Genomic DNA, 11,850 nt, shown 5'->3' on the forward strand with positions numbered 1-11,850 from the left:
CCATCAGGCCGCACCCCGCGGCGCTCAAGGTTTCATGAGGAGTTCAAGTGAGTAACCGAGGTGAGCAGGCACTGCTCAAACAGTCGACGCTGCTGATGCTGGCGGTGTCGATTGCCGGGATCGTCACCGGTTTTGTTTCAGGTTCGCAATCCATCCTGTTCGATGGCTTTTTTTCGCTGATCGCGACGTTCATCAAAATCCTGATGCTGATCACCGCCCGGCTGATTGCCAAGCAAAGCAATCAGCGTTTCCAGTTCGGCTTCTGGCATCTGGAGCCGATGGTGCTGCTGATCGAGGGCAGCTTCCTGCTGTTGATCGCGATCTATGCGTTTCTCAACGGCGTATTCGGCATCATCAATGGTGGCCGCGATATCGAGCTGGGTCTGGTGATCGTCTACGCGGCGGTATTCACCGTCGTCGAGTTCGCCTACTTCTTTTACGTGCGCCGGCGTAATCGCGCGCTCAAATCCAGCCTCATCCAGTTCGACAACATCAGTTGGCTGGTCGACGCGATGCTCTCGGTGGGCCTGTTGATCAGTTTCCTCGCCGCGCTGCTGCTCAAGTCCCAGGGCTATGGCGAGTGGGCGGTGTATGTCGACCCATTGATCCTCATCGTGCTGGCCCTGACCATGCTGCCCCCGGCGTTCAAGATCCTCGGCCCGGCCTTGCATGATGTGCTGGGTATTGCCCCGGACACGCTGGATGAGCAGGTACGGCAGGTGATGGAGGTGGCGAAGGTCGAACATGGTTTCGACGATTACGTGTCCTACGTGCAAAAGCACGGTCGGGCGCGGTTCATCGAAATTCATGTGGTGTTGCCGGCGGATTATCCGCTGCGCGATGTCGCGCAGCTGGATGCGTTGCGCGAGCAGATTTCCGCGCAGTTGGGCGAGCCGGATGCGGCGCGCTGGTTGACGATCAGCTTCACGGGTGACAAGAAGTGGATTGCTTGATCTGATCCGGATATCTGCTGAGAACACAGTTGTGGCGAGGGGATTTATTGGGGCGAGGGGATTTATCCCCGCTGGGCGCGCAGCGGCCCCGCTCTTTTCAGGGCCGCTATGCGCCCCAACGGGGATAAATCCCCTCGCCACAGTAATCCTCTAGCCCCAAAATCCTTCTTTGCACAGGTCAGCGAAGATATTCAGCCAAACCGTGGTAGCAGGTCGCCAAATGATAGGGCGTGGTCGATGGCATGTCCTTGCGGCTGACTTCACCATTTTCATCCCGGCACTCATGCCAGCCGCCGGCATGCAGAAACCGCTGCTGCAACGCCTGCAACTGACGCAGCACCACCGCTTCGCTATCGGCGCGCAAGGTCAGCGCACGCAGGTATTCGGCCTGAGCCCAGATGCGCTGGGTCGAATCCCTTGGACGGCCATTGCTTTCCAGATCAAGCATCGCCCGCACCGCGCCGCATGATTCGAGCACGCCATATTGTTCGGTGAAGGCAAACGCGCGATCCAATGCCCGATGCAGTTTCGAACCGCGTAACAGCGGCGACGATTCGAGCAGGAAATACCATTCGAACTGATGCCCTGGCTCGTACCAGTTATCCACAGCACCCAGCGGCTTCTCCATCAACACGCCGTATTGCGGATCGACGAATTGCTTGTGCATGGCTGTGCATAACTCAAGCAGGGCTTTGTGCGTCTGCGGGTCTTCGCGCACCGCAAGGGTCGCCAGAAAGGCTTCGGCCAGATGCATCAGCGGGTTCTGCAGCGGGCCGGTTTGCAGGGTGAGCCAGTCACGCTCCAGGCAGGCTTCGTACAAACCGTCGCCGGTGGCAAAACGGCGGCCGATGATTTCCAGCGCGGCGTTGAGTGTCGATTCGGCCAGCGAATCCCGGGACTTGCCCCAGTAATGCGCGCAGGCAAACAGAATGAAGGCGTGAGTGTAGAGATCCTTGCGCTGATCCAGCGGCTTGCCCTGTGCGTCGATGCTGTAGAACCAGCCGCCGTGTTCGGCATCATGGAAATGCCGTTGCAGGGAACGGAACAGCGCGGCGGCGCGGACTTCGGCGTTATTCACAACCCCGATCAGGCTGGAGAACAGATACAGCTGCCGTGCGCAGGCCATCGCCCGATAGCGCTGCACTGGCAACGGCTGGTGTGTAGCGTCCAGCGCCTCATAGGGCAACGCCATGTCGGCATTCCAGCCCGGGCCTTGCCACAGCGGCACGATCACGTCGAGGAAGTGCTGCTGCACTTGGCCAAACAGGGCGGTCAATTCGGGCAGGGCGGTGGAGCGGGAAGCGTGGGGCATGGGCGGGCGTCACGGGCTGGGGCGATTGCGCGACATGGTAGCAGAGAGGCAGCCTTTAAAGGTTTGGTGTCTGATCGGCCGTCATCGCTGGCAAGCCAGCTCCCACATGGAAATTGGGTGTCCACACAATTGTGGACTTATCCAATAACCTGTGGGAACTGGCTTGCCAGCGATGAGGCCGGCTCAGGCGATAGAGATTAGCCTGCCAGCAACCACACCCCAGTCGCCGCCGAAGCCGCACCCGCCAACCGCACCAGCGGCGCCGCTGCCTGCGGAAGAACTCGCACCACGCCATAACCGAGCGCATGCAAAACCGCTGTCGCCGCGACGAACCCGGCCGCATACGCCCACGGGCTGCTCATTTCCGGCAACTCCAGCCCATGCGCCACGCCATGGAACAGCGCAAACAGCGCCGTTGCTGCCACCGCCATCATCAGCGGCGGACGCACCGCCAGTGCCACGGCCAGGCCCAGCGCCAATACCGAAGCAGCAATCCCGCTTTCCAGCGCCGGCAACTCCAGCCCTTCAAAACCGAGCAAGCCGCCCAGCAACATGGTGCCGACAAAGGTGCACGGCAGCGCCCAGCGCGCCGCGCCTTGTTGCTGCGCCGCCCACAAACCGACGGCGAGCATTGCCAGCAAGTGGTCGAGCCCGCCGATCGGGTGGCTGATGCCCGCGACGAGGCCGCTGTCGCCATGCCCCGGATGAGCGAACGCCAGTGCCGGTGTCAGCAGCAGCGCCACGGCGCCAAGAATGCGTTTGAGTGTCATGGATAAGCTTCCTTGTTGATAAGTGGATCAGGCAGCGGTCAGCAGGCCCTGACGTTCGATGAAGGCGATGATTTCCTCGAGGCCCTGACCGGTTTTCTGGTTGCTGAACACGAACGGCTTGCCGTTGCGCATGCGTTTGGTGTCGCTGTCCATCATTTCCAGCGAGGCGCCCACCAGTGGCGCCAGGTCGATCTTGTTGATCACCAGCAGGTCGGACTTGCAGATCCCCGGGCCGCCCTTGCGTGGCAGCTTGTCGCCGGCGGAAACGTCGATCACGTAGATGGTCAGGTCTGACAGCTCGGGGCTGAAAGTTGCCGAAAGGTTGTCGCCGCCGGACTCCACCAGAATCAGATCCAGCCCGGGAAAACGCCGGTTCAGTTGATCGACCGCTTCGAGGTTGATCGAGGCGTCTTCGCGGATCGCCGTGTGCGGGCAGCCGCCGGTTTCCACGCCGATGATCCGCTCCGGCGCGAGGGCTTCGTTGCGCACCAGGAAATCGGCGTCTTCGCGGGTGTAGATGTCGTTGGTGACCACGGCGAGGTTGTAGCGCTCGCGCAGGGCCAGGCACAGGGCCAGGGTCAACGCGGTCTTGCCGGAACCGACCGGGCCGCCGATGCCGACGCGCAGAGGTTGTGTGTTCATGTGATTCTCCAAAGTGGACGGGCCCTAGGAACGGAACAGACGGCTGTACTGGCGCTCATGGGCCATGCACGCCAGGGACAGGCCGAAAGCGGCGCTGCCGATGTGTTCGGGATTGATGCGGGTCGCTTCGTGCTGCGCCTGTTGCAGCAGCGGCAGCAGTTCGCTGGTCAGGCGCTGGGCGGCTTGCTGGCCCAGCGGCAGGGTTTTCATCAACACGGCGAGCTGGTTTTCCAGCCAGCTCCACAGCCACGCAGCAAGAGCATCCTGCGGGCTGATGCCCCAGGCCCGTGCTGCCAGTGCCCAGCACAAGGCCAGATGCGGTTCGCTGATCTGTCCGAGAAAGTCGCGAGACGGCGTGTCGAGTTCCGGTAAACCGTTGAGCAGTTGCTGCAACGAGTAGCCCATCTGCCGGCTCTCCAGATGCAGCTCATGGGTTTCGCGGCTGGCACGGTGGCTCTCGCAGAGTTGCCGTAGTTCGGTCCAGTTTTCTTTTGCTGCGGCTTGGCAATGCGCCAACAGTAGTGGCGCTTCGAAACGGGCGAGATTGAGCAGCAGTTGATCGCTGATCCACCGGCGGGCGCTGTCCGGATTGTTTACCCGGCCGTTATCCACCGCCATTTCCAGGCCTTGGGAATAGCTGTAGCCGCCAATCGGCAGTTGCGGACTGGCCAGACGCAGCAGCGCCCAGGCCGGATTCACAGGCGCACGCCGAACTGGTGGAGTTTCGGTGCGTAGTTGAAGTCTTCGTCACCGTGGCGGGAATGATGATGGCCGCCGCCATAAGCGCCGTGTTCCGGCTGGAACGGCGCTTCGATGGCTTCGACTTGTGCGCCGAGCTGCTCGAGCATGGCCTTGAGCACGTAATCGTCGAGCAGGCGCAACCAGCCATCGCCGACTTGCAGAGCGACATGGCGGTTGCCGAGGTGGTAGGCCGCGCGGGTCAGTTCGAACGCATTGGCGCACGTGACATGGAGCAGTTGTTCGGGACGGGCGCAGACGCGCACCACACGGCCGTCTTCGGCCTGCAGGCATTCGCCGTCATACAGCGGTGGCTGGCCGCGCTCCAAAAACAACCCGACGTCTTCGCCTTCGGCACTGAAACAGCGCAAACGGCTTTTGCTGCGCGCTTCGAAGGTCAGGTGCAACTCAGCGGCCCAGACGGGTTGAGGGTCGATTCTGCGATGAATCACCAGCATCGGAAAGCTTCCAGCAATGAACGTTGATTGGGCTAGAGCAAGCGCCGCGCCAATCGGGCGATGTGTAGGAAATAGCTGTCGGCGCGTGCCTGATCTTTCAACAGGCGCGGTGATTCTGGAAGGTTTTGGTGCATGAAGGATTTGTCATGCACCAAATCGAGGCCGTGACGGATGGTCAATGTGGGAGCGAGCCTGCTCGCGAATGCGCAGTGTCAGCCAAGATGTATTCAGCTGACCCAGCGCTTTCGCGAGCAGGCTTGCTCCCACAGGGGCTGCGCTGTGCCAGATAAAGAAGGGGTTACTCGGTACTGCCCAGCCCTTGCCAGTGCTTGAGGCCGATGAAGATGAAGCGCAGTTGCTGGGTGATCTTCGCCTGCGGGGTCAGGTGCTCGGGCAAGGCTTCGGCGGGCGGGTCGATAATGTCGGGGAGGGTGGCGAACACCGATTTGACGATCAGGTCGGCCATCACGCTGAGCCCGGCGATGTCCAGATGTTGCAGCTTGGGCATCAGCGCCAGATCCGCCGCCAGGTCGGCGCTGATGTTCTCGCGCAATCGGCCAATCGCCTGGCGCACCGGCAGCGAGCCGCCGTATTGTTCGCGGGCAAGAAACAGGAATTGCGAGCGGTTGGCGTTGACCACATCGAGGAAGATGCGCACCGAGGCATCGATGATGCCGCCCATGACGAACTCGTTGTGACGCACCAGGCGGATGGTCTCGCGGAAGGTCTGACCGACTTCACTGACCAGCACCAGCCCCAACTCGTCCATATCGGCAAAATGACGGTAGAAACCGGTGGGCACGATGCCGGCGGTCTTGCTCACTTCGCGCAGGCTCAGGCTGCCGAATCCTCGGCCGCTTTCCATCAGGTGGCGGGCAGCGTCCATCAAGGCGTTGCGGGTCTGTTGTTTCTGTTCGGCGCGGGGCAGCATCGCAGGGTGTGTTCTTCGGCAGGACAAGCGCCGCACTCTAGCAAATCGGCTTTGTCGGCGTCGAACGGGGAGTCGTGCAGCGAGGGTTTTACAGAAGCTGAAAAGTCAAAAGCCCAATCCGCTGATTGGGCTTTTTTGCCGGGCCGTCATGGGCTCAGCTCAATTTGCTGTTGCGTTCGATCACACGGTCACCACCACCTTCAGCGAGGGCTTGACCCAGTGGGGTTTTATCGAAGCCGTCATCAGCCAGGGTCTGGCCCTGTGGAGTGCGCTCGGTACCGTCGGATGCGAGAGTCTGGCCTTGTGGGGTGCGCTCGGTACCGTCGGAGGCGAGGATCTGACCTTGTGGTGTGCGATCCGAACCGTCCTGAACCAGGCCTTTCTCTTCGAGGCGATTGCGACCGTTTTCAGCCAGGGCCTGGCCTTGTGGGGTGCGATCCGAGCCGTCTTGAACCAGACCTTTTTCTTCGAGGCGGTTGCGGCCGTTTTCAGCCAGGGTCTGACCTTGTGGAGTGCGCTCGGAACCGTCAGAAGCTACGGTCTGGCTGAACACCGAGTGGCTCGATTTGATTTGCGGAGTAGCCTGATCGGCAGCGGGCAGGGCGAAAGCAGTGCTGGCTAGCATCGACAGGGTAAGGCTGAGCAGTAATTGGCGTTTCATGATAGTGGCTCCTCGGGAGGGCGATAAAGTGGGTACGAGGGCAATGCTACTCTCGATAAGTCGATATAAAAGTTCATAAACGCAATGGTAATAATCAACAGAATTGATTGTTCGGCGCGAAGGCTCTAGATCGGGCCTTTGCGGGCGACGGTTATGCACCGTCGTGGGTATTTTCGACTCACTCGCGCCTCGCAAGAGTGCGGGTCGCGGTAACACTGCTCGACCGATCGGTCAGTTTTGCCGGGCCTTTTATGGCTTAAACTGCCTTTCAATTAAACCTGCGAGCCTTTCGCCAGTCACAGACTGCATAAGGGCCGCTTCGGTCTGCCGTTTCAGCTGTACGTCGGGTAGCCGGCGTGCGGTCGTGATCAGGAGCTTTGTGCATGACGCGCACTGGAAAAATCTTCAGCTGGACCTTCGCCATCCTCGCGCTGCTGCTGGCAGCCTTGATTCTGATCATCGTGTTTTTCGACTGGAACCGGATCAAACCCACCATCAACGCCAAAGTCTCGGAAGAACTGCATCGGGCGTTTGCCATCAATGGCAACCTGGCGGTGATCTGGCAGCGCGAGCCGGAAGAAGGCGGCTGGCGCGCCTGGGTGCCGTGGCCGCATGTGGTCGCCGAGGACTTGAGCCTGGGCAACCCGGACTGGTCGAAGCAGCCGCAGATGGTCACGCTCAAACGCGTCGAGCTGCGCATTTCGCCGCTGGCCCTGCTGGCGCAGCGCGTGGTGATTCCGCGCATCGACCTGACCGAGCCGAATGCCGAGCTGCAACGGCTGGCCGATGGCCGCGCCAACTGGACGTTCAAATTCGACCCCAAGGATCCGAATGCCGAGCCATCCAACTGGGTGGTCGACATCGGTGCCATCGGCTTCGACAAGGGCCACGTGACTCTCGACGACCAGACCCTGAAGACCAACCTCGATGTGCTGATCGACCCGCTCGGCAAGCCGATTCCATTCAACGAGATTGTCGGCGACAAAGCGGCGAAAACTGCTCAGGACAAGGGCGGTGCACCGCAGGACTATGCCTTTGCACTCAAGGTCAAAGGCCAGTATCACGGGCAGAACCTCACCGGGCAGGGCAAGATTGGTGGCTTGTTGGCGTTGCAGGACGCGAGTAAACCGTTTCCGTTGCAGGCCCAGGCGAAAATCGGCGACACCCGTATCGAACTGGCCGGCACCCTGACTGACCCGCTGAATCTCGGCGCCCTCGACCTGCGCCTGAAGCTGGCGGGCGACAGCCTCGGCAATCTTTACCCGCTGACCGGCGTGACCCTGCCGGATACGCCACCGTATTCCACCGACGGCCACCTGATCGCCAAGCTGTATGACGAAGCCGGGGCAAAGTTCACTTATGAGAAATTCAACGGCAAGATCGGCGACAGCGACATCCACGGCGACCTGACCTACGTGGCCAGCCAGCCACGGCCGAAACTCACGGGTGCGTTGCTCTCCAATCAACTGCTTTTCGCTGACCTTGCGCCGTTGATCGGCGCCGACTCCAACGCCGAGCAAAAGGCCCGCGGCGGGGCGAGCAAGCAGCCAGCAGACAAAGTCCTGCCGGTGGAAGAATTCAAGACCGACCGCTGGCGCGCCATGGATGCCGATGTCGAGTTCACCGGCAAACGTATCGTCCACAGCGAGAAGCTGCCGTTCAAGGATCTGTATACCCATCTGAAACTCAACGACGGCGAGCTCAGCCTGGAGCCGCTGCGCTTTGGCGTTGCCGGCGGCACGCTGGATGCGCAGATTCGTCTCAATGGCCGCACCGAGCCGCTGGAAGGCCGGGCGCGGTTGACCGCACGCAAGTTCAAGCTCAAGGAACTGTTCCCGACGTTCGAGCCGATGAAAACCAGTTTCGGTGAGCTCAATGGCGATGCCGACATCAGTGGCCGTGGCAACTCCGTGGCGAAGCTGCTCGGCGGCGCCAATGGCAATCTGAAGATGTTGATCAATGACGGTGCGATCAGTCGCGAGCTGATGGAACTGGCCGGGCTCAACGTCGGCAACTACGTGGTCGGCAAGATCTTTGGCGACAAGGAAGTGAAGATCAACTGCGCGGCGGCGGACTTCGATATCAAGACCGGCCTGGCGACCACGCGGCTGTTTGTCTTCGATACCGAGAACGCAATCATCTACATCGATGGCACGGCAAATATGGCCACTGAACAACTCGATCTGACTGTGACCCCGGAATCCAAAGGCTGGCGTCTGATCTCCCTGCGCTCGCCGCTGTATGTGCGCGGCAAGTTCATCAAACCGGATGCCGGCGTCAAAGCCGTACCGTTGATGCTGCGCGGGGCGGGGATGGTTGCGCTGGGCGTGATAGCCGCACCGGCGGCGGGATTGCTGGCGCTGGTGGCGCCGAGCGGTGGCGAGCCGAATCAGTGCGCGCCGTTGCTGGAGCAGATGAAGCAGGGCAAGGCACCGGTGACCGTCAAACCTACCAAGTAGTCCCTGTATCTGATCGTTCCCACGCTCTGCGTGGGAATGCCTCAACGGACGCTCTGCGTCCGCTCTTGGGACGCGGAGCGTCCCTGGCTGCATTCCCACGCAGAGCGTGGGAACGATCAAACCAACAAAATAATCTCCAGCGTCTACAAAGACGCCATCGCGAGCAGGCTCACTCCTACAGGGGGAACGCGTTCCAATTGTAGGAGTGAGCCTGCTCGCGATAGCGATTTGAAAGGATTACAGATCGTTAAGGATGTCCGCCATGTCGTCGGCGTGTTCTTCTTCCTGGGCAAGGATGTCTTCGAAGATGCGGCGGGTGGTCGGGTCCTTGTCGCCGATGTACTGAATGATCTCGCGGTAGCTGTCGATGGCGATGCGCTCGGCGACCAGATCTTCGTAAACCATTTCCTTGAGCGAGTTGCCCGCCACGTATTGCGCATGGGACAGCTTGCTCAGCAGGTCGGGGTTGAATTCCGGCTCGCCGCCCAATTGCACAATGCGTTCGGCGAGGCGATCGGCGTGCTCGGCTTCCTGGTTGGCGTGCTCGAGAAATTCGTCGGCGGCGACGTTGGCTTTCAGGCCGTTGGCCATGAAGTAGTGGCGCTTGTAGCGCAAGGTGCACACCAGTTCGGTGGCCAGCGACTCGTTGAGCAAACGCAGTATTTCTTCACGATTGGCGTTGTAACCCTCGGTGACCGCGCCGTTTTCCACGTGTTGCCGTGCGCGCTCGCGCAGGGTTTGAACATCAGACAAATGCAGGTCACTCATTTCATTCTCCTGGAGGCTAATCCGATGGGCGCCACGTTCTGAAGACGCGGTCGCTACTCAGGGTGTGAGTCTTGAGCGAAGCGAAAAGTTTTATACGATTTACGCTGGGCTCGGTTCAGGAACTGCTGAAGACTGCGATGTCGGGAGGGTCAGAGCTGGAATAGGGTTATCGTTGAGTTGTCATCGTCGAGGTGGATGCTTGGCGGGCGTCTTGCACGTCTGGCCTCCACACACAGCGCACAAGGATGTATCCCATGTCGACACGTTATCCACTGGTGCTGGTGCCGGGTATGCTCGGGTTTGTCCGGCTGGTGTTCTACCCGTATTGGTACGGCATCATCAAGGCGTTGCGCCGCAAGAGGGCGACGGTCATTGCCGTGCAGGTGTCGCCACTCAATTCCACCGAGGTGCGCGGCGAGCAGTTGCTGGCGCGGATCGAGGAAATCCTCCGCGAAACGGGGGCGCAAAAGGTCAATCTCTTCGGCCACAGTCAGGGCGCGCTGACCGCGCGGTATGCGGCGGCGAAGCGCCCGGATCTGGTGGCGTCGGTAACATCGGTGGCCGGGCCGAATCACGGCTCCGAACTGGCCGATTATCTGGAACAGCACTATCCCGCCGACAGTGCAAAAGGGCGCGTACTCGAAGCGTTGCTGCGCTTGATCGGCTGGATTATGGCGTTGCTCGACACCGGTTATCATGGGCCGAAACTGCCGGTGGATATCCACGCCTCTCACCAATCGCTGACGACGTCGGGCGTCGCCTTGTTCAATCAGCGCTTTCCACAAGGGCTGCCGGAAAGCTGGGGTGGGCAGGGGCCGGAAGAGGTCAACGGTGTGCGCTACTACTCCTGGTCAGGGACACTGCAACCGGGCAAGACCGATCGTGGCGGCAATCTTTTCGACGGCACCAACCGCAGTTGTCGCTTGTTCGCCAAGACCTTCGTTCGCGAGCCGGGGCAGTGCGATGGCATGGTCGGCCGTTACAGCTCGCATCTGGGCACGGTGATCGGTGATGACTATCCGCTGGATCATTTCGACATCGTCAATCAGTCGCTGGGCCTGGTGGGCAAAGGCGTGGATCCGGTAAGGCTGTTTGTCGAGCATACGGCGCGGCTGGAGGCTGCAGGGTTATAGCCAAACAGACCGCGTCATCGTTCTTCGCGAGCAGGCTCGCTCCCACAGGTGTCTGCATTTCAACGTGGGAGCGAGCCTGCTCGCGAAGGGGTCTTATCAGGCAACGCCGACCCGCCGGCCCAGCACCGTGGTCCAGCGCTCCGACAAAACCACCCCACCCAGGGTCAGCAATCCACCCACCAGGTGATACATCGCCAATTGTTCCTTCAACACCACTGCTGCAATCAGGGCGGTAATCAGCGGCAGCAGATTGAAGAACAGCGTCGTCCGGCTCGGCCCCAGTCGCTGCACCGCCTGCATCCACGCCAGCGGCGCGACCATCGAAGCCAGCAGGCATGCATACAGCACCAGCGGCACGTTCTGCAGATTCAGCCCTGTCTTCGGCGAAACAGCAAACAACGGAAACAACACCACTATCGCCACCAGCACCTGCAAGTACAGCAACACCAGCGGTGGCAGGCGCAGCTGCCATTTTTTCAACAGCGTGCTGTAAACCGCGTAGGCCAGCGTGGCGATCAGCATCATTGCGTCACCCATGTTGACCCCGTGTTGCAGCAGCGCACCGAGGCTGCCGGACGACACCACCACCAGCACGCCAGCGAACGACAGCACCGCACCGACCAGCGCACCGGCGGTCAGGCGCTGGCCGAGGCTGATGATCGCCATGGCCAGCGACATCAATGGCATCAACGACAGGATGATGCCCATGTTGGTTGCGGTGGTCAGTGTTGCGGCGAAATAGGCGAGGCTCTGATACACCGCCATGCCGAGCACGCCGAGGACGAAAATCCGTCCGAGATTTGGCCGAATCTGCGGCCAGTGGGCAATGACTTTTCTCAGCATGAACGGCGTGAACAGCAAGCCGGCGAGCAGCCAGCGATAAAAACCGATTTCGGCCGGGAAAATCGCACCGACCGCCAGTTTGTTGATCACGGTGTTGCCGGCCCAGATGAAAATCGCCAGCAGGGGAAACGCGTATTGCATGGGACAAAACCAGAACGTTGATGAAGCGCGATTATCGCCTG

General features: G+C 60.7%; 12 protein-coding genes. 3 read left to right on the plus strand and 9 right to left on the minus strand.

Going from position 1 to position 11,850, the window contains the following annotated elements; all coding sequences use genetic code 11:
- The first annotated feature begins 47 nt into the window (after positions 1 to 47).
- Complete coding sequence (locus ACZZZ4_RS11725) at positions 48 to 953, plus strand: cation diffusion facilitator family transporter (RefSeq protein ID WP_463547864.1); 906 nt, start codon at positions 48 to 50, stop codon at positions 951 to 953.
- Between the two features lie 178 nt (positions 954 to 1,131).
- Here the strand turns inward: ACZZZ4_RS11725 and ACZZZ4_RS11730 are convergent, their stop codons facing one another.
- From ACZZZ4_RS11730 to ACZZZ4_RS11760, 7 genes are all read right to left on the minus strand, one after another.
- Entirely contained in the window at positions 1,132 to 2,265 is a 1,134-nt protein-coding gene (locus tag ACZZZ4_RS11730) for an AGE family epimerase/isomerase (protein WP_463547865.1), read from the minus strand.
- A 197-nt stretch (positions 2,266 to 2,462) separates the two neighbouring features.
- The gene (locus tag ACZZZ4_RS11735) at positions 2,463 to 3,035 is read right to left on the minus strand and encodes a HupE/UreJ family protein (RefSeq protein ID WP_039756956.1); all 573 of its coding nucleotides are present in this window, start codon (positions 3,033 to 3,035) and stop codon (positions 2,463 to 2,465) included.
- 27 nt (positions 3,036 to 3,062) lie between these two features.
- Positions 3,063 to 3,677 (minus strand): urease accessory protein UreG, encoded by a 615-nt coding sequence (gene ureG / locus ACZZZ4_RS11740; protein WP_071174254.1) that lies wholly within the window; start codon positions 3,675 to 3,677, stop codon positions 3,063 to 3,065.
- A gap of 24 nt (positions 3,678 to 3,701) precedes the next feature.
- Entirely contained in the window at positions 3,702 to 4,376 is a 675-nt protein-coding gene (locus ACZZZ4_RS11745; RefSeq protein WP_415763775.1) for an urease accessory protein UreF, read from the minus strand.
- Positions 4,373 to 4,873, minus strand: coding sequence for an urease accessory protein UreE (gene ureE, locus ACZZZ4_RS11750; protein WP_039756959.1), 501 nt, complete (start codon positions 4,871 to 4,873; stop codon positions 4,373 to 4,375). Before ureE ends, ACZZZ4_RS11745 begins: the two co-directional genes overlap by 4 nt.
- 298 nt (positions 4,874 to 5,171) lie before the next feature.
- The gene (locus tag ACZZZ4_RS11755) at positions 5,172 to 5,804 is read right to left on the minus strand and encodes a TetR family transcriptional regulator (RefSeq protein WP_039756961.1); all 633 of its coding nucleotides are present in this window, start codon (positions 5,802 to 5,804) and stop codon (positions 5,172 to 5,174) included.
- 154 nt (positions 5,805 to 5,958) lie between these two features.
- On the minus strand, positions 5,959 to 6,465 hold the full coding sequence (locus ACZZZ4_RS11760) for a hypothetical protein (protein ID WP_039756963.1): 507 nt from the start codon (positions 6,463 to 6,465) through the stop codon (positions 5,959 to 5,961).
- Between the two features lie 383 nt (positions 6,466 to 6,848).
- Between ACZZZ4_RS11760 and ACZZZ4_RS11765 the strand changes: the two genes are divergently transcribed.
- Positions 6,849 to 8,924, plus strand: a complete 2,076-nt coding sequence (locus ACZZZ4_RS11765; RefSeq protein ID WP_415763774.1) for an AsmA family protein — start codon at positions 6,849 to 6,851, stop codon at positions 8,922 to 8,924.
- Positions 8,925 to 9,161: 237 nt separating this feature from the next.
- Here the strand turns inward: ACZZZ4_RS11765 and ACZZZ4_RS11770 are convergent, their stop codons facing one another.
- Positions 9,162 to 9,692, minus strand: coding sequence for a ferritin-like domain-containing protein (locus ACZZZ4_RS11770; RefSeq protein ID WP_039756965.1), 531 nt, complete (start codon positions 9,690 to 9,692; stop codon positions 9,162 to 9,164).
- Between the two features lie 254 nt (positions 9,693 to 9,946).
- Between ACZZZ4_RS11770 and ACZZZ4_RS11775 the strand changes: the two genes are divergently transcribed.
- A complete protein-coding gene (locus tag ACZZZ4_RS11775) occupies positions 9,947 to 10,825 on the plus strand; it encodes an alpha/beta fold hydrolase (protein WP_463547866.1) in 879 nt (292 codons plus the stop codon).
- A 96-nt stretch (positions 10,826 to 10,921) separates the two neighbouring features.
- On the opposite strand, the gene ACZZZ4_RS11780 is transcribed toward ACZZZ4_RS11775, so the two are convergent.
- The gene (locus tag ACZZZ4_RS11780; protein WP_463547867.1) at positions 10,922 to 11,809 is read right to left on the minus strand and encodes a DMT family transporter; all 888 of its coding nucleotides are present in this window, start codon (positions 11,807 to 11,809) and stop codon (positions 10,922 to 10,924) included.
- Between the last annotated feature and the right edge of the window lie 41 nt (positions 11,810 to 11,850).

The sequence above is a fragment of the Pseudomonas sp. AC252 genome (assembly GCF_979258105.1).